The organism is Pseudomonadota bacterium, assembly GCA_018817425.1.
GTDB lineage: Bacteria > Desulfobacterota > Desulfobacteria > Desulfobacterales > RPRI01 > RPRI01.
Map to the genome: position 1 here is coordinate 16,453 of JAHITX010000123.1, position 17,847 is coordinate 34,299.

15 protein-coding genes are annotated in these 17,847 nt (G+C 45.4%); 11 read left to right on the forward strand and 4 right to left on the reverse strand.

Annotated elements, in window-relative coordinates:
* Positions 1–321: 321 nt before the first annotated feature.
* The 4 genes from KKC46_20365 to KKC46_20380 form a co-directional block, all read right to left on the reverse strand.
* Entirely contained in the window at positions 322–1,986 is a 1,665-nt protein-coding gene (locus tag KKC46_20365; GenBank protein ID MBU1056154.1) for a response regulator, read from the reverse strand.
* Between the two features lie 299 nt (positions 1,987–2,285).
* A complete protein-coding gene (locus KKC46_20370; protein ID MBU1056155.1) occupies positions 2,286–3,737 on the reverse strand; it encodes a sigma-54 dependent transcriptional regulator in 1,452 nt (483 codons plus the stop codon).
* Positions 3,737–5,203, reverse strand: a complete 1,467-nt coding sequence (locus KKC46_20375; GenBank protein ID MBU1056156.1) for a response regulator — start codon at positions 5,201–5,203, stop codon at positions 3,737–3,739. Before KKC46_20375 ends, KKC46_20370 begins: the two co-directional genes overlap by 1 nt.
* Positions 5,204–5,282: 79 nt before the next feature.
* A complete protein-coding gene (locus tag KKC46_20380) occupies positions 5,283–6,671 on the reverse strand; it encodes a sigma 54-interacting transcriptional regulator (protein MBU1056157.1) in 1,389 nt (462 codons plus the stop codon).
* A gap of 210 nt (positions 6,672–6,881) precedes the next feature.
* On the opposite strand from KKC46_20380, the gene KKC46_20385 reads away from it, so the two are divergent.
* The 11 genes from KKC46_20385 to KKC46_20435 all read left to right on the forward strand — a co-directional run bounded on the left by KKC46_20385 (position 6,882) and on the right by KKC46_20435 (position 17,726).
* A complete protein-coding gene (locus KKC46_20385) occupies positions 6,882–7,151 on the forward strand; it encodes a hypothetical protein (GenBank protein ID MBU1056158.1) in 270 nt (89 codons plus the stop codon).
* Between the two features lie 13 nt (positions 7,152–7,164).
* The gene (locus KKC46_20390) at positions 7,165–8,037 is read left to right on the forward strand and encodes a methylenetetrahydrofolate reductase (protein ID MBU1056159.1); all 873 of its coding nucleotides are present in this window, start codon (positions 7,165–7,167) and stop codon (positions 8,035–8,037) included.
* Positions 8,038–8,068: 31 nt separating this feature from the next.
* The gene (locus KKC46_20395) at positions 8,069–11,110 is read left to right on the forward strand and encodes an FAD-dependent oxidoreductase (GenBank protein ID MBU1056160.1); all 3,042 of its coding nucleotides are present in this window, start codon (positions 8,069–8,071) and stop codon (positions 11,108–11,110) included.
* Positions 11,110–11,577: a hydrogenase iron-sulfur subunit gene (locus tag KKC46_20400; protein MBU1056161.1), complete on the forward strand. Its 468-nt coding sequence runs from the start codon at positions 11,110–11,112 to the stop codon at positions 11,575–11,577. Before KKC46_20395 ends, KKC46_20400 begins: the two co-directional genes overlap by 1 nt.
* Entirely contained in the window at positions 11,574–12,242 is a 669-nt protein-coding gene (locus KKC46_20405) for a methylenetetrahydrofolate reductase C-terminal domain-containing protein (protein ID MBU1056162.1), read from the forward strand. Before KKC46_20400 ends, KKC46_20405 begins: the two co-directional genes overlap by 4 nt.
* The gene (locus KKC46_20410) at positions 12,239–13,168 is read left to right on the forward strand and encodes a methylenetetrahydrofolate reductase (protein MBU1056163.1); all 930 of its coding nucleotides are present in this window, start codon (positions 12,239–12,241) and stop codon (positions 13,166–13,168) included. The genes KKC46_20405 and KKC46_20410 overlap by 4 nt, the downstream gene beginning before the upstream one ends.
* 93 nt (positions 13,169–13,261) lie before the next feature.
* The gene (locus KKC46_20415) at positions 13,262–13,648 is read left to right on the forward strand and encodes a response regulator (protein ID MBU1056164.1); all 387 of its coding nucleotides are present in this window, start codon (positions 13,262–13,264) and stop codon (positions 13,646–13,648) included.
* 3 nt (positions 13,649–13,651) lie between these two features.
* Positions 13,652–14,152: a hypothetical protein gene (locus tag KKC46_20420; GenBank protein MBU1056165.1), complete on the forward strand. Its 501-nt coding sequence runs from the start codon at positions 13,652–13,654 to the stop codon at positions 14,150–14,152.
* Positions 14,152–14,718 (forward strand): hypothetical protein, encoded by a 567-nt coding sequence (locus tag KKC46_20425; GenBank protein MBU1056166.1) that lies wholly within the window; start codon positions 14,152–14,154, stop codon positions 14,716–14,718. The genes KKC46_20420 and KKC46_20425 overlap by 1 nt, the downstream gene beginning before the upstream one ends.
* 71 nt (positions 14,719–14,789) lie before the next feature.
* On the forward strand, positions 14,790–16,226 hold the full coding sequence (locus KKC46_20430; protein ID MBU1056167.1) for a PAS domain S-box protein: 1,437 nt from the start codon (positions 14,790–14,792) through the stop codon (positions 16,224–16,226).
* A 24-nt stretch (positions 16,227–16,250) separates the two neighbouring features.
* Positions 16,251–17,726 carry a response regulator gene (locus tag KKC46_20435; protein ID MBU1056168.1) on the forward strand — a complete coding sequence of 492 codons (1,476 nt, stop codon included), beginning with the start codon at positions 16,251–16,253 and terminating at the stop codon, positions 17,724–17,726.
* The last annotated feature ends 121 nt before the right edge of the window (positions 17,727–17,847 follow it).

Here is a 17,847-nt window from a genome sequence, read left to right on the forward strand (position 1 = left end):
AGAGCATAATATAGTTAAGTATTCTCCTTAGTAATTAACTATTTGTCAAGAATAATTGTGGTTTTATGCAATAATTATTTATATTTAAAGCCATTGGAATACGGTTGCCTGATAGTTAGTTAATTGAAGATGCTTAGGCTCTATGAATTGAATAAAAGAGTGGACCGATAAGTGTCCTATCAAAAAAAATGTATGAGGAGATGTTTTAAGTCCTACTTAGAAAAACCCTGGTTTGATAAGCTTTTTATCAGTATCAAGGTTTTGAAAAACAAAAGCTGTTTTTCAGAAGGCCCCTAAGCTAAAGGGGCCTTCTGAAAATAGTTATGCTGCGATACGTAACGCTTTTTCGGTTGCGGTTCTCAGTTCGGCAGGAGTAAATGGTTTGGCTATGTAATCTACAGCACCGAATCTGGCAGCTTCAACAGCAGTTTCTATGCTTGCATAACCTGTAACGATTATCACTCTTGCATCAGGCTGATTAGTTCTTACAGCCTTTAAAAGCTCAAGCCCTTCAACACCAGGTATTCTAAGATCAAGCAGAACCAGACCGTAGTGACCTGAGCTGATTTTTTCAATAGCCTGATTCTTGTCCGAAGCCTGATCAATCTTATAACCTTTTTTGGCCAAAATCTTACGCATATTGTTATTTACAGCAACTTCATCGTCTATGATAAGAACGGTGTTTGACAAATCAGCATCTATTTGTTTGATACGATCTGCCTTTTCGCTTTTTTCAAGAAGAGCAGCAACATTCTTTTTAAGTTGTTCATAAGGTATCATAGAAGTGCCATCCGGCTGGAGGTTCATGGCATATTCAACACCTGCAGCCTGGGCAACTTCTTCAAATTCAAACGGCATATCAATACCAATCAACTTTTTGATATCCTGCTTTGGTGCTACATCTCCCGAAACCTTTTTGGCTTTTTTCTTCTGCGGGCAAAGGTTTGATTTTACTCCTGCCTTGCAGGTATTTCCCAGCTTTTTAAATATATCGCAAACCATCTCTCCAAGAAGGCAGTAATTCTCTACAGGTTGCTCCATTTTCACCTCAACTACAGGAGTGTCAGAACGCCCAAGGGTTTCGACATATTCTTTGCCGGTTGCCTTTTCTACTTCATTTCGGTCAAATGGCATGTCAACATCAATCATCCCACCATTTTTTAGTTTGAGACCTGCTACTGTTTTCTTTAATGTTTCATACGGTACAAAAGAAAGCCCCTCATGATGAAGATTGGTTACATATTCAGGTCCGGTGACAGATATTACTTCATCATAATTAAAAGGCATATCAACTCCAATGAGTTGGGATGTATCTGTTTTCCTGGTTTTCCCGGATGATTGTTTTTTCTTTTTCTGTGGGCATGCACTTGTTTTTACACCTGCTTTACAGGTTGCTCCAAGCTTCTTGAAAATCTCGCACACCATGTCACCAGTCTTGCAATAATGCTCCAGCGTTTCAATAGGCTTAGCCTCAACAACAGGCATATCTGAAGGCCCAAGACTTTTCACATATTCTTCACCGGTATATTTGGCTACTTCCTCTGCTTCAAAGGGCATATCAAAATCAATTACATCTATGGTTTCAACTTCTTCAGCAGGTGCCTGAACCTTTGGCAGATCGCCTTTCAATGCATGGGAAACAGTGCTTCTCAGTTCATCAGGAGTAAAAGGTTTAGGCAGATAGTCAAGTGCGCCCAGCCGGATGGCTTTCATGGCCGTGTCGGTAGAAGCATAAGCTGTCATCATTAAAGACTTCATTTCCGGATAATCTTTTTTTACCTTTTTTAACAGCTCCAGTCCGTTCATTTCAGGCATTACAAGATCAGAAATAACAAGCGAATAGGACTCTTCAGACATTTTATCCAGGGCTTCTTTGGCACTAAGTGCACAAGACACATCATAATTATTTTTGGATAATATTTTTACTACATTCTGGCAAATGCCTTGTTCATCATCAACAACCATAATTCTTGGCATAGGTTCCATATCGCTCCTCCTTATCTTGTGGTGTGTTTTATATATAAATTGATATTAAATTTTAAAATTGAATTAAATTTTTACTTTATTTTAAAGCAGAATATATGCCAAAAAATCATAAACGCTGTTTTGCATAGCATTTCAATTATTTATATGATTTGCTTGTGATGTGATTTTTTAAAAAGTGTATAGAAAAGATATACGAAATTTATAAAACAATGGGAGGAATTTGTATGTTCTTATAGAAATATATTGTAATCAAGTGTGTACAAAAAAAATATACAGTGTACAAAAAACGAGTTGGTTAATTAAGAAAGGTTCTTTTTAGGCTGCCTGAGAATTTTATGTTTTTTCATCAGGGCCTGAAAATTCGTACGCTGAATACCGGTTTTTTCCGCCGCAAGAGTTACATTCCAGTTATGTTGTGTTAGTGCGTTTAATATAAAATTTCTTTCAAGCTGTTGTGAAACCTGTTGTCTTAGTTCTTGCTTTTTTTGTTTTAACTCTTCATTGGTCACTGGCGTTACAGCAAGCAGGTTCTCCGGATTGATGATTATAGATTCCGGCTCATTGCTATCAGCAAAAACTTCTATCTCAGGAAAATGATTTGATTCAAGGATTTCTCCTTCACAAAGAATTACCGCCCTTTCTATAACGTTTTTCAGCTGGCGTACATTTCCAGGCCAGTTATATGACATAAGCCTCTGCAACGCTTCAGGTGCAATAGCTTTAACCAATTTATTAATTTGTTCGCTAAAAAGCTTTAAAAAACGTTCCGAAATTTCCGGAAGATCTGAAAGTATCTCGCGCAATGGTGGAGTATTTATCGGATATACCATAATACGGTAGTAAAAGTCTTTGCGGAATATTTTATCTTCAACCATTTTTGCAAGATCCTGGTTAGTAGCAAAAATCAAGCGTATATCTACTTTTTGAACTTTATCTCCGCCTACAGGAATAAACTCCCTGTTTTCAAGGAACCGTAAAAGTTTCCCCTGAATTTCATAACTGATGTTGCTGATTTCATCTAAAAACACAGTACCTTTATTTGCACGCTTAAATATGCCGTCTTTATCCTGATATGCACCGGTAAAGGCCCCCTTCACATGACCGAATAATTCACTGGATAAAAGATTGTCAGACAAAGTTCCGCAATCCACTGCAAAAAACACTTCTTCCTTCCGATTGCTGTTGGCATGTACTGCACGGGCAACAAGCTCTTTTCCTGTACCACTTTCCCCGTAAATCAGAACCGTTGAATCAGTTGGAGCTACTTTCTGTATCATTGAAACTACCTGCCGGATTTTGGGATTTTTTCCTATAAGCTGGTGAGAAAGTCTTTTGATCTGTCCGGCTGATTCATGTATGGGTTGTTTTGTATGTATATGTCTTGCAGAAAGCGCCTGCCGGACAACCGAACGAAGCTCAACAGGAGTAAAAGGTTTAGGCAGGTAATCAAAAGCTCCAAGTTTCATAACCTCAACAGCCGATGAAATCGATGCATATCCGGTAATGATAATCACTTTTGTATCAGGGTATTTCTCTTTTATACTTCTTAATAATTCCATACCTCCCATACGGCTCATCTTAAGATCCGTTATCACTACATCAAAAGGGACTGTTTTCATCATAGCAAGTGCATCATATCCATTTTGGACATAATGGACTTCAAGATCATTTTTTGCCAGAATCTTTAAGCAGGCATTGCCGATATTTACTTCATCATCAACAATCAATACCCTGGGAAGTTTATCATTCATTATTTTTCCTTCAAACCTGTAGGAAGTACTATGGTAAATGTAGTTCCATGCCCCGGTTTGCTGCTCACATCAATAGCACCGCCATGCTGCTCAATAATACCGCTTGTGATGGATAAACCAAGCCCGGTACCATCCTCTTTTGTAGAGAAAAAAGGATCAAATATTTTATCTATTACTTCAAAAGGTATCCCATTACCTGTATCGCTGACCATTATTATGACTTGATCTTTAGCTGATTTATACGAAACGGACAAAGTTATACTTCCTCCGGGATCTACTGCATCAGTAGCATTTAATACCAGATTGATAACCGCCTGCTCAATTTGCCCTTTGTCAAAAAGCAGCTTTGGTATTGAATCAGTACAATTAAAATTAATTGTGATATTTTTAAAAGCAGCTTGTTTCCTGGTAAGCAAAGCGCACTCTTCCATAATCTCACAGATATCATATTGCTTTTTTTCTGGTTTGGATTGGCGGGCAAAATTTAAAAGGCTGGTAACAATTTTACGGCAACGCAAAGTCTCACTGGAGATAATGTCCAGTTCCTGATAAATGGGGTTGTCTTTTTGAAGATCTTCCTGAATCAGCATGGCTGTCGTCAAAATGGTTGTAAGAGGATTGTTTATTTCATGTGCCACACCTGCTGCAAGCCTGCCTATGGAAGCCAGTTTGTCCTGTTGCAGCATGGATTTCTGAGTCTTTACATCACGGGTAACATCTCTTGACAATTCAATTACACCAGTTACTTTTTCATTTTCAATCAAAGGATAGCAGGATATCAGACAATATATTTCATTACTATCTTTATCCAGATGAATATGAGTTGCCTGAGAAGAGCTTCTATTCTCAATAGATTCTACAAGCGGACAGGGATGTTCAAAACCGGAGCACGGAATATCGCGGTGATGAGTAATTTCATAGCAAAACTTTCCTATGGCATCTTCCCGATTGATTCCTAGCTTGTTTAACATCGCGTTATTTATATCCTGAATCTTGTAGTCCGGAGCAATCTTTATTACTTCTTCATGAATCATCTGGTTAATAAGGACATCGCACATTATTTCATTATCATTGTAAAATTTAAGATTCTCACGCAATCTGACTAGTTCTACCGCTCTTTTTATTGAAATTATCAGTAATTCTATATTTACCGGTTTGATTAAAAAATTTGAGGCGCTATTCTTAAGACCCTTTAAGGCCGCTTGAAGATCATCATTTTCCACAATAAACAGAAATTCAGCATCGGGAAACTTTTTTTTCATCTTATCAATCAGTTCAATGCTTTTTGTATCCGACATTATAATATCGGCAATAACAATATTAAGCTTTTTTCTGCCTATAAGATCAAAAGCAGTTTCCATGTTTTCGGCAGCAACAAACTTGTAGCCGACACCGGCAAGTGATTCACCAAGTACTTTATGGATATCCTCATCGAAATTAATCAGAAGAATAGTATAATTGATCATATCATCATTTCCGTTTCATCAAGTTTGATTTAATAATATTTTTTAATCAGGAACAGGGAATAACCAATAACATACAACATCAGGAGGTTTCAACATGTCGGGTGGCGTTGATGCCATATCGCTTCATCCGGTTATAGATGGTGACCCGGGAAACCCCCAGCAGGTCTGCGGCTTTGGACTGGTTGCTGCCGGTTTTATTAAGTGCTTCAATAAGTTCCTGCTTTTCAATTTCCCGCATGTTGAAAGAGGTCCGTCTGGGTTCGGGTCTGCCAGGGCCCTTTTCCCGATAAATAGCCGGTGGCAGATGGCCGGGTAGAATCAGTTCGTCGTGGCAGGCCACAAAAGCGTATTCAAATGCACTTTTCAGCTCCCGGACATTGCCCGGCCAGTCATAGTACATCAGGACATCCATCGCCTGTTTGCTGATTCCTTTGATGTTCTTATCGCTTTTCAACCGGATTTTCTGAAAAAATGTTTCTGCCAGAAGCGGAATGTCTTCCATGCGATCGCGTAAGGGAGGCAGATGAATCGGAATTACATTAATGCGAAAAAAGAAATCCTTTCGAAATTTGCCCAGTTCCACCAGCTTGGGCAAATCCCAGTTAGTCGCTGAAATGATTCGTACATCAACGGGAATCGGGGCGTTAGTGCCCACCCGTTCAACGCTTTTCTCCTCCAGTACGCGCAACAGTTTGATCTGGGTTATCAACGGCAGATCTCCGATCTCATCCAGAAAAATATCCCCTCCGGATGCGGTTTCAAACCGGCCTACACGATCCCGGATTGCCCCCGTATAGGCGCCTCGAACATGCCCGAACAGTTCACTTTCCAACAGGGAATCTGTCAGGCTGGCGCAGTTGACCTTGACAAACGGACCATTGCGGCGCTCTCCTATTTCATGGATGGCCTGTGCTACCAGCTCTTTCCCGACGCCGCTTTCTCCGTAAACAATGACCGGTGCATCTGAGAATGCAGCATTTTCAATCATATCAAAAGTCTGACGCATGGACGGACTGACTCCGATAATGCCGTGAAATCCATCCCGGGATCGCAATTCCTGGCGGAATGCCTCGATCTGGATATCTTTTTCAATTAAATCGGAAATATCCGTAAGTGTGCCCACAGCGCCGATCACGCTTCCGGAGCTGTCTTTCAAAAGCGATGCATTCTGCACCACATTAATAATCCGTCCGTCTCTGGCGCGGATGGTGCATTTACGCGTGTTCAACTCTCCAAAACGAAACAAATCACACCATGGTTTGTCCGCAGAATAATTTTGCCCCTTGCATCCGTTGCATTCCAAAATGCCGCACTCCCTGCCAAGCAGCTCATCCTGATTGTAGCCTGTCATTTTTTCGAAGGCACGGTTTACAGAGACAATGGCACCGCGGGTGCTGACGATCATTATACCATCTTGAATGGTGTTCACCACCGTTTTCCAATACCGGTCCAATTCCTGTTCAGACATAACTGTAAAACATCCTGTAAAGGTTTAACACATGTAAAGGACAAATTTTTATCAGTTTAACAATTTCAGAGCAAGCAGTTTATATGATTCACCTTGGTAATAATTTAGTTAACCTAATGATATCAGATAAAAACAGATAAAAGCTAAAAAGTATTTTTTGGAATGGTCCGAATCTTGCTCTAACCGCTGTAAAATAGGAGGAACTTCAGAGTGAAGGGACAAGTCGACTACATGCTGGATGTTCGAGGAATTATCTCCCCATTCTCTTTATTGAAGGTGTCTTTGATATATCAGCAGATGAAACCCTGCCAGATCATGGAAATCACCGGATGTGATCCGGACATGCAGAGGGACCTGCTTCGAATATTGCCTGATGCATCCTACGAAGTTATTTGCAGGGAACATCAAACAACAGACATGGAAAACATGAAAGTACGTTTGGAAAAAAGAAACCCGATAGACGTCAAGCCGTTGAAATAAGAAGGGAAAAAACATGACTATTCAAAAACGATTACAAAACGGAGAATTCGTCGTTCTGGCGGAAATGAACACACCGAAAGGCGTTGACATTTCGCGGTTTATTACTGACGCCAAGCGCATTAAGGGACGTATTGACAGCATTGTTGTCCCTGACATGGACAACGGCGTGATGCGAATGAGCGCACTTGCCGGCGCTGTTCTGATTCAACAGCAGGGAATAGAGGCAATCATACATATCTATGGACGGGACCGAAACCGGATGGCCCTTCAAGGCGATTTGTTGGCCGCCCATGTTCTGGGTATCAAAAATCTCATCGTGGTCCAGGGAGATGACATGGCTAATAGCGACCATCGGACGGCGATTCCGGTTGATGATCTTGATGAGCTGGGTTTGCTCGCCGCAATCCGGTCCCTTCAGGCCGGAAAAGACCTGGCAGAGTTTGATCTGGACGGACAGCCCGAATTTCATACCGGCTGCCGGCTCTCGCCGTTTGCGGATGATGCCGGGATGAACAGCGAACTGAATATGGCAAAGGATAAAATTGCCGCAGGAGCAGAATTTATCATAACACCGCCGGTGTTTGACATAAATGAGTTTAAGAAATTCATGCAGAAAGCCTCAGATCTCGGTGTACCGGTGATTCCCACAGTCTTTTTGATCAAATCGGTGGCGGTTGCCAGGTATATCGCAACTAATGAACCTGGTGCGCATATTTCCGAAGAGATCATCCGACGCATTCGAAAATCGCCGGACCGTGAAATGGAAGGCATCAAAATCGCCGGAGAAACCATTGCTCAGCTTCGAAAAATGGCGCAGGGCGTTCTTATTCAGGCCATGGGATGGGAACACCGCCTGTCAGCCATTCTGGATGCGGCAGGTATTTGACATGCAACCCTCAAAAAAGAAAAAGAGAAATATGAAAAAAACAGACCCAATTCAAACTATTGACAGGGTTCTGGTGATCGGCGGCGGGGTCGGGGGTATTCGCACGGCGCTGGATCTGGCTGAAGCTCGGAAAAATGTAGTTCTGATCGATAAGGCAAATGCTATCGGAGGACTGATGACGCTTCTGGACCGGACTTTTCCGACCAATAACTGCGACCTTTGCACCCTCTCTCCGACTCTGTCAGAGAGCAGTCGAAACCAGTATATTCAATTGATGACCCTGACAAAAATCGTAAGCCTGGACGGTGAGCCCGGAAATTTTACCGCAACACTGGTAACATCTCCCCGTCATATCGACATGGATAGATGCACCGCCTGCGGGGAATGCCGCAAGCAGTTTCCTGAGTGTGTGGATTTCAATCCGGGCCTTGATCATCGGGCACCAACCTGTATGCGCTATCCCCAGGCCACCCCCCAGGCATTTTCTATTAACATGAGCCGTTGTTCCAATCCTCAGGCAGTTATTGCATGCTGTCCGGCAGGCGCCATTCTTGCTGATGATCCGGAACGTGAAGTCAGGCTCCAGGTGGCGTCAGTAGTACTTGCACAGGGCGCAGAAATATTTGATCCGGCCGGATTAGACAGTTTCAGTTATGGCCATGATCCCGATGTAGTGACAAGCCTGGAATACGAACGCATTCTGTCGGCTTCCGGGCCTACTCAGGGCAAGCTGGTCTGTCCTTCAGACGGCCGGATTCCAGCTAAAATCGCCTGGATTCAGTGTGTGGGATCCCGGGGGCTTCAAAAAGGCGCCGTGTCCTATTGCTCAGGCGTTTGCTGCATGTTTGCACTTAAAGAGGCCATGGTGACCAAAGAGCGCTTTGAAGACAGTATTGATACTGCGATATTTTATATGGACATCCGAACTTTCGGCAAGGACTATGAACGCTATTATGACCGCAGCCGTAACACATCCGGTGTGCGGTTTGTTCGAAGCCGTCCGCACAGCGTATTCCGAAAAAACGGACAGGATCAGCTCAGCATCACCTTTGCGACTGAGGATTCCAGCACGCTTAAGGAAGAGTTGTTTGATATGGTGGTTCTGTCCACCGGCTTTCGGATAACAAATGACCTCCGGCAGACTGCCACTTGCCTTGGAATCGAGCTGAATGGACACGGATTCGCGCAAACCGACGGTTTCGATCCGGTTGTCACATCCCGAAGCGGTGTTTATGTCTGTGGTATGTTTGAAGGTCCTAAGGATATTCCTGAAACCATGATTCAGGCCAGCGCCTCAGCCTGCATGGCCGCAACTCATGTTCCGGCAGCAGCGGCAATCTCCGAGGGCGACAGCGAATTTGTTTCCGAAAGAAATGTGACCGAAGAAGATCCACGGGTAGGAGTGTTTATCTGCGACTGTGGAGAAAATATCGGCGGCGTGATTGATGTTTCCGAACTGGGGGCATTTGCCGCAAAGCTTCCGGGAGTTGCCATTGCGGAGGGTGTAGGACACGGGTGCAGCCGTGAATCCATGAAGCATATCGAGGAGGCGATTGTCAGATACAAACTCAATCGGGTGGTAATCGGCGGATGTTCGCCCCGAACGCACGAAACGCGGTTTCAGGATTTGCTTCGGCGCAGCGGGCTGAATAAATACCTGCTGGAAATCACCAACCTTCGGGATCAGGATACATGGGTTCATAAGGATATGCCAAAAGAAGCCACTGCCAAGGCCAGGCAGTTGATATGGGCATCGGTTCAGTCGGTGAAAAAGGCCAGGGCCCTTGCGGATAACCGCTTGCCAGTCAACCGGGATATTCTGGTCGTGGGCGGAGGCGTAGCGGGCATGAGCGCATCTATGAGATTGGCCGATCAAGGATTTAAGGTTTTTCTGGCAGAGCGGCATTCCATGCTTGGAGGCGTAGCCAATCTTGTACGAAAAACCCTGGACGGCAAAGATGTTCAGCTATTTATTCAGGATCTGATTCAAAAAACTTTGTCCCATCCCAATATTCAGGTGATACTTAATGCATTTATCGTTGATCACAGCGGCATGCCGGGTATGTTTAAAACCGGAATGCAGGTCGGAGCCCGGATGTTTTACCGGCAGATCAGCCATGGCATAACGATTCTGGCAACAGGCGCGCTGCCCAACCGTCCGGAAGGATATTTGCTCGGCCGTCATGCGGCAGTAATGACCCAGCTGGATGCTGATGCGCTGCTGGAGGACATGCCTGCTAAGGTGTCCGACTGGAACAATGTGGTTATGATTCAGTGTGTGGGCTCCCGACTGCCGGATAACCCCAACTGCTCCAGGATCTGCTGCCAGACAGCTATCAAAAATGCTCTCAGGATTCTGGATATCAATCCCGAAGCACGTATTTTCATTCTGTATAGGGATATGCGAACCTACGGATTTCAGGAAGACTATTATCAGACCGCCAGGGAGCGTGGTGTTATCTTTGTCCGGTATGAAGCAGCCCAACCTCCCGAAGTCAGAGAAGCGGAAAAACTCGTGGAAGTCGCCTTTACCGACCCGATACTGGGGCGCCGTATTGAGGTGACTGCTGATGTATTGCTGCTGAGCACCGGCTTTATCAGTGATGATGAATCAAGCGAAGATCTGGCAGCAATTTTTAAAATTCCCCGAACCCCGGATGGGTATTATCTGGAAGACCATATCAAGCTGCGGCCCGTTGATTTTTCCAAGCCCGGGTTTTTCATGGCCGGAACCGCGCATTCTCCACGGTCTATCAGGGAAAGTATTGCTCAGGCTGAGGCTTCGGCTGCCAGAGCCCAGACACTTCTCAGCCGTGACAGCATCAGCATCGGAGCAGCTATTGCCCGGGTCGATTCCAAAAAATGTGCGGCCTGTCTTGTTTGCGTACGGGCCTGTCCGTTTGGGGTTCCATTTATCAATGCGGACGGCTATTCGGAAATTGATCCGTCCAAATGTCATGGCTGCGGCGTGTGCGCCTCTGAATGTCCGGCCAAGGCTATTCAATTAATGCAGTTTGAAGATGACCAGATTCTGGCAAAAATATACGGATTGCTGGAAAGGATGGTGGCATAATGGAAAAATTTGAACCGGTTATTATAGCATTTTGCTGTCATTATTGCGCATATACTGCTGCGGACATGGCCGGAAGTCTGCGATTATGTTATCCGGCCAATGTTAAAATAGTCCGCGTTCCGTGCTCCGGAAAAGTGGATACGATCCATATTCTGAAGGCATTTGAAGGCGGCGCTGATGGCGTCTATGTGGCAGGATGCCTGGAAGGAGACTGTCATTTTAAAAACGGTAATGTCCGGGCAGCCAAACGGGTGGCATATACCCAAAAATTGCTGGACGATATCGGCATCGGCGGCCAAAGGCTGGAAATGGTCAATCTGTCCGCCGGGATGGGGGAGCGTTTTGCTGAAATTGCCCGGCAAATCACTGAAAAAATCCGGAAGTTGGGACCCAACCCAATCCGAAATTTGACCCGGCCGTTGTCCGAGGCCTCGGTCCATATATCAAAGGAGTTACCATTACAATGATTACAGCGGAACCTAAACCCCTGGAGGAAATCATTGAATATATCCGGCCTTTTCAGAAAATTCTGCTGGTCGGATGCAACGAGTGCGTAACGGTTTGTTCTGCCGGTGGTCGCAAGGAAGTCGGCATACTGTCCTCATTGTTGCAGATGTCATTTCTCAAGCAGGGAAAAAATTTGCAGATTCGGGAGCACACCCTGGAACGTCAGTGTGATCCGGAATATATTGAAGAACTTACGCCTATGATCGATGGTGTGGATGCCATAATGTCCATGGCCTGCGGGTGCGGTGTACAAGAGATAAGCCGCCGGTTTAAGGATAAACCGGTGTTTCCCGCGATCAACACAAAATTTATGGGCGCATCGGAACGGCAGGGAGTGTGGGCCGAACGGTGCCAGGGATGTGGTGACTGCCTGCTGGGCATTACCGGAGGCATCTGTCCGATCAGCAGGTGTTCAAAGCAGTTGATGAACGGTCCCTGCGGCGGTTCCACGACCGGGAAATGTGAAATCAGCCCGGACGTTGACTGTGCCTGGCAGTTGATCTGGGATCGGCTCAAGGCGCTGGGATTGGAAGACCGGTATGAACGGATCATCCCGGCCAAGGATTGGAGACCTGGACGGGGCGCCGGCCCCCGCAAAATTATCAGAGAGGATTTGGCAGAATGAAAACCGAAAGCGTACTCGAAAAAGTTTTAAAATCCGGCAATCTTGCAGTAACATCGGAATGCGGCCCACCGCGGGGAGCAGTGCCGGAAAAGGTCCGACAAAAAGCCGAATTACTAAGAGGTTATGTCGATGCGGTCAATGTCACGGATAATCAAACCGCCATGGTTCGCATGTCCAGCTTTGCAGCCGGTGTTATTTTACGGCAGATGGGTCTTCACCCGATTCTTCAGATGGTTACGCGTGATCGAAACCGGCTGGCTATGCAATCCGATATTATCGGAGCGTATTCCCATGACATCAATAACATGATTTGCCTTTCCGGTGATCATCCGAAATTTGGCGATCATCCCATGGCTGCAAGCGTTCATGACATCGACTCCATCCAGTTTGTACAGATGGTGAAAAAAATGCGGGATGAAGGAAAATTCCAGGGCGGTGCGGATATTGAAAATGCACCAAAAATGTTTATAGGTGCGGCTGCTAATCCCTTTGCCGACCCTTTTGAACTCCGGGTTGCCCGTCTGGCCAAAAAAGTGGCTGCCGGTGCAGATTTTATTCAGACCCAGTGCATTTATAATCTGGACAAGTTTGAGAAATGGATGGAAGGGGTTCGAAGCCGCGGCCTCCACGAAAAAACTTATATTCTGGCCGGTGTTACTCCTATTAAAACTGTAGGTATGGCCCGGTATATGAAAAACAAAGTGCCGGGCATGGATGTTCCTCAGGAAGTAGTGGACCGCATGGCCGGTGTTCCCAAGGAAAAACAGGCTGAAGAAGGCATTAAAATCTGTGTGGAAACCATCGAACGCCTTAAACAGGTCAAAGGTGTCGCAGGATTTCATATCATGGCTATCGAATGGGAGCAGAAAGTGCCGGAAATTGTGGAACGGGCAGGGCTTTATCCCCGCCCGGATATTGGGGTTTAAGAAGTATCCGAACTTCAAACAAAGTTACGGATAATTGAAAATCATATCTTTTTAATACTGTTTAACATTGGATTATAAAACGGAGATAAAAACATGAGTGACAAAAAACTTATTCTTGTAGTGGACGATGATCCGGATCTGGTCGAATCCCTGGCTATGAAGCTGGAAAGCGAAAATTTCCGGGTGGCAAAAGCCTATGATGGTGTGGAAGCAATGGATCAGATCAAAAAAGATCGGCCGGCTTTAATCATTCTCGATGTCATGATGCCGAGAAAAACCGGTTATCAACTTTGCGAAGAGCTGAAGAAATCCGAAGAAACCAAAGGCATTGTTATCCTTCTGCTTACCGCAGTGGCTGAGGCTGTGACTTCCACCAGCTATACCCACTGGGAAGGTAAAAGCACACTGGCTGATGACTATATCCCAAAACCGGTCGATCTGGAAAAGCTGATGGAAATTGTCAGGGATTATCTTTCTTAAGCAATGAATCCGACCCTATCCAAATTGCCCATTGGCGGCCTTAAACTGAGTTCGGAGCTGGTCCAGATTCGTCTGCTTCCGAACTCTGATTTTTCCGTAAATGAGATGTTCAGCCGTCTGGCTGAACATAAGATCAATGTAACGATTGTGTCCCTGGATGCCACGGATGATCAACTGACGGGAATCGGCTGTATTTTAGCCGAAGACCGTGCGCTGGCCGAACGCGCGCTTTTGCCGCTTGCAGCCGCCATCGACATGCTTTCACCGGTCGGTGCGATAACAATTTTCCCTCATCAGTCCAGGCTTTTGCTCATCGAAAAAATCTTATCTGCCATGGTTCAGGATGGATTGCCGGTTTATGGCATCGCATCCTCCCATTCGGCTCTGACACTAACCACCGATTACCGCCAGCTCGACAATGCGGTTTCCGCTGTTAGCCGTATTGTATCGCTGCCGGAAAACCATGCGCCGTTTCGGCCTGAATTCAGGGTAAAGCAAATCTGATGGAAACTTTTGCAGTTTACTGGGAACCCATTATAAAGACTTACGATATAACCGAACGCACCGGACTGAGTTTGATCTCTTTCGATTTGGAATTTAACCGGATCTGTGATAAAGAGAGCTGGCTGACTAAAATCGCATCCAGGTTAGATGGTTCGCTGATATTGATTTTTTCAAGACCGGCATTGCCGTCAGGTCTTCGTCTTCATCTGCTTTTTGATAGATCCCTTAAAAGGGTTGAGAAAATTAACTCGGTTGAGGATAAAATGCAGACTGCTCAATCTATGGATATAAATCTTGATAATTCTGACGGTGTCTTTTCAGGACTGCGGATTGATAATCCGGTGGAACTAGTTTATTTTCAGGGCCCGCATTACGGGGACCGCTACGGCATTGTGAATGCGGCAATAACAGTTCTGGCTGAACGCAAAGTGCCTCTTATTGCCGCTGTCTGCACCGGTGCATCGGTATATCTGATCACCCCCGCAGGAAAGGCACGCGAAGCCAAAAATGCCCTCGGACAAGCGTTCAGCACACCAAAAACCGGCAAAAGTGAACCCAAAAAGTGAATTTGAAACTGCCACAGAAAATTGACTGGAGACCACGGGTCTTTGACTCACTGTCTTTCCCTACCCTGATTATGGACTGTAACGGCACTGTTGTATCAGTCAATCAGAAACTGCTTGAAAAATATCATATTTTAAAATCCCAAGTCGTTGGAAAATCCTGCAAGGAAATTTTTCGCAATTTATTTGATGATCCTGATCTTCCTTGCCACCAGGAAACGTGCCCCCTGGATAAAACCATTGCCGAGGGTGTGGGCCACTCCGTTTTGAGACAGATTGAGAGGCAAAATGGTAGCAAGTATTGGGAGGATCGGGTCTTTTCCCCCATTCTGGACGATGCCGGAAATGTTATATATGTGATAGAGTCGATTCGGGATGTGACCCGGACCAAGGCGCTGGAAAATGTTCTACACGACATTCGGGTATTCATGAACCGGCTCGTTCAAAGCTCAGCCAGTGCGATATTGTCTGCGGACCGGTCTGGACGTATTCTGCTGATGAATGAAGCTGCTGAGGAACTGTTCGGCTATGACTTCGATCATACCGCAAATATCAGCGTCGTCGATTTGTACCCTCAGGGAGTAGCCCGGGAAATTATGAAGAAACTGCGGGATGATGATTACGGGGGACGCGGAAAACTCCCGGCAACCCATGTCCACATCCTGACAGCCAGGGGAGAAGCTGTTCCTGTGGAAATGACCGGGGCAATTATTTATGAAGGAGACAATACTGAAACAGCGACCATGGGGATTTACAATGATATCCGGGAACGATTGGCCCTGCAGGACGCCCAGTCCCAGTTGGATCAATCCGAAAAAATGGCGTCTCTGGGCAGGCTGGCGGCCGGGGTTGCGCATGAAATCAACAACCCTTTAACCGGCATCCTGATGTACGGCAACCTGATGAAGGAAAAGATGGAACCGGATCACCCGTTACAGTCAAACATCACCTATATTCTGGAGGACGCGGAACGATGCCGGGAGATCGTGAAGAATCTTTTGGCCTACAGCCGTCAATCCGGTACATCGCAGGAACGTTTTTCAATAAATGTCATGGTAGAAGAAAGCCTTCGCCTGATTCGGGATCAAAGCCTGTTTATGAATCTCACTACTCAAAAAGAGTTTTCTGATGAGTGTATGATGGTTAAGGCGGACCAGAACAAAATGTGCCAGGTTGTTATAAATCTTGTAATAAACGCTATTGATGCCATGAATCCAAACGGAACTCTGACGCTGAAAACATACCGAAGTGACGATCAGAAAAGAGCATGCCTGGAAATAACAGATACCGGGTGCGGCATTCCGGCTGAAGATCGTTTACGGATATTTGATCCGTTTTTTACGACCAAAGACCCTGGTAAGGGAACCGGTTTGGGACTGAGCACCGCGTATGGCATTATTAAAGACAACAAAGGTGACATCGTCATCAAAGAAACCGGTCCCGGAGGAACTACCTTTCTGGTGGAGTTGCCGCTGGACACGGATTCAATGGAATTGATGTCGATTGGATAAAAAGTAGAAAGCATAAGGATTGGAATGACAACTGAAGCACTAGTTCAAACAAATTATACACCCGGAATCCTGGTTGTGGATGACGAGGTCAGAATCCGGGATGCATGCAAGCTGGTTCTGGAAGATTGTGGGTACGGAGTATGTGTTGCTGCTACCGGTGCAGAAGGTCTTGAATTGATACGGGACCGACATTTCGATATAATTCTTCTGGATCTGATGATGCCGGAGATGTCCGGCTTTGATGTATTGGCCAAGGTTAAGGCTTTACATCCGGACACCGTGATAATTGTAATTACCGGATATGCAACGCTGGAGCACTCGCTTGATGCCATGAAAAAAGGGGCGTTTGATTTTATCCCTAAACCTTTTACTCCGGAACATCTTCGTGCCACCATTGCCAAAGCTATCTATTATACACAAACTCTTCGTGATATTTCAGATTCCCGTTCACGGCTTCGAACCCTTGTGAACCGGATTTCGGACGGCGTGATGTGCACCAATCACGAGCATCAGGTTGTGCTGGCCAATCCGGCATTTTTACGGATGGTTGGATGCGCTGCCGAATCGGTGATCGGGAGGTGTACGAACGAATTCATCAACATTTCAAGGATTCGGGAGATGATTCAGGAAACGCTTAACATGAACGATTCAAAATCCATGGAATTGGCAGAAGAAATCCCGGTTTATGGTGATAGAAAGTCCGAAGAGATGATCCTGAATGTCCGGTGCGCCCCATTTCGGGATCGCACCGGCAGAAACATAGGCGTCATTACCGTACTGCACGACATCACCACGCTCAAAAAAATGGACCGTATGAAATCGGAATTTGTGTCCATGGTGAGCCATGAGATTAGAAGCCCGATGAACTCGGTATTGATGCAGATTCAGGTCATTCTGGACGGACTGGCAGGGGAACTGACCGAAAAGCAGCGGGACATTTTAACACGGGCTCATATGAAAATTGAAAACCTATCCAATATGACAACCGAACTGCTTGACCTGGCGCGGATCGAGTCCGGCTTGATCACCCTGGAGCGGGAGTCCGTTGGTATGGCAGACGTTATCCGGGATCAGATCACTTTTTATCTCCCCTTGGCTGCATCCGCATCCATCGAGATGGATATAGATATTCCTGAAGAGCTGCCGCCTGTACTGGCGAACCGTCGGAACATGGAAGAAGTTCTGTCCAACCTTATTACAAATGCGATTAAGTACAGCCCCGGCGGCTGTCGGATCACGGTTTCAGCATCTATCGCCAACGACTATCTGCATATTCGGGTAAAAGACACCGGCATGGGTATCAGCGCTGAAGATCAACACCGGATTTTTGATCGGTTTTACAGAGTAAAAGATAAAAAAACCAGGTATATTAACGGCACAGGTCTGGGCCTGGTAATCGTCAAAAGTATTTTGGAATCCCACCAGGGTCGTATCAAAATCGAAAGTCAGGAAGGAGAAGGCAGCACTTTTTCTGTTTTTCTGCCGATTCTGACCGGCTGATCTTTCTGCCATGATCAGTGGCATCGGGGGTGTTTTTTAAAATAACTGTTCCGATGTCATTGACTTAAGGCAAATTTTCCCCTTATATTGTCTTTTGGTAAAGGCTCATGTTTTAGTTGTT

Coding starts and splice junctions, on each gene's coding strand:
- KKC46_20365 (MBU1056154.1), bottom strand. CDS start 1,986: ATGGAACCTATGCCAAGAATTATGGTTGTTGATGATGAACAAGGCATT.
- KKC46_20370 (MBU1056155.1), bottom strand. CDS start 3,737: ATGAATGATAAACTTCCCAGGGTATTGATTGTTGATGATGAAGTAAAT.
- KKC46_20375 (MBU1056156.1), bottom strand. CDS start 5,203: ATGATCAATTATACTATTCTTCTGATTAATTTCGATGAGGATATCCAT.
- KKC46_20380 (MBU1056157.1), bottom strand. CDS start 6,671: ATGTCTGAACAGGAATTGGACCGGTATTGGAAAACGGTGGTGAACACC.
- KKC46_20390 (MBU1056159.1), top strand. CDS start 7,165: ATGACTATTCAAAAACGATTACAAAACGGAGAATTCGTCGTTCTGGCG.
- KKC46_20395 (MBU1056160.1), top strand. CDS start 8,069: ATGAAAAAAACAGACCCAATTCAAACTATTGACAGGGTTCTGGTGATC.
- KKC46_20400 (MBU1056161.1), top strand. CDS start 11,110: ATGGAAAAATTTGAACCGGTTATTATAGCATTTTGCTGTCATTATTGC.
- KKC46_20405 (MBU1056162.1), top strand. CDS start 11,574: ATGATTACAGCGGAACCTAAACCCCTGGAGGAAATCATTGAATATATC.
- KKC46_20410 (MBU1056163.1), top strand. CDS start 12,239: ATGAAAACCGAAAGCGTACTCGAAAAAGTTTTAAAATCCGGCAATCTT.
- KKC46_20415 (MBU1056164.1), top strand. CDS start 13,262: ATGAGTGACAAAAAACTTATTCTTGTAGTGGACGATGATCCGGATCTG.
- KKC46_20420 (MBU1056165.1), top strand. CDS start 13,652: ATGAATCCGACCCTATCCAAATTGCCCATTGGCGGCCTTAAACTGAGT.
- KKC46_20425 (MBU1056166.1), top strand. CDS start 14,152: ATGGAAACTTTTGCAGTTTACTGGGAACCCATTATAAAGACTTACGAT.
- KKC46_20430 (MBU1056167.1), top strand. CDS start 14,790: ATGGACTGTAACGGCACTGTTGTATCAGTCAATCAGAAACTGCTTGAA.
- KKC46_20435 (MBU1056168.1), top strand. CDS start 16,251: ATGACAACTGAAGCACTAGTTCAAACAAATTATACACCCGGAATCCTG.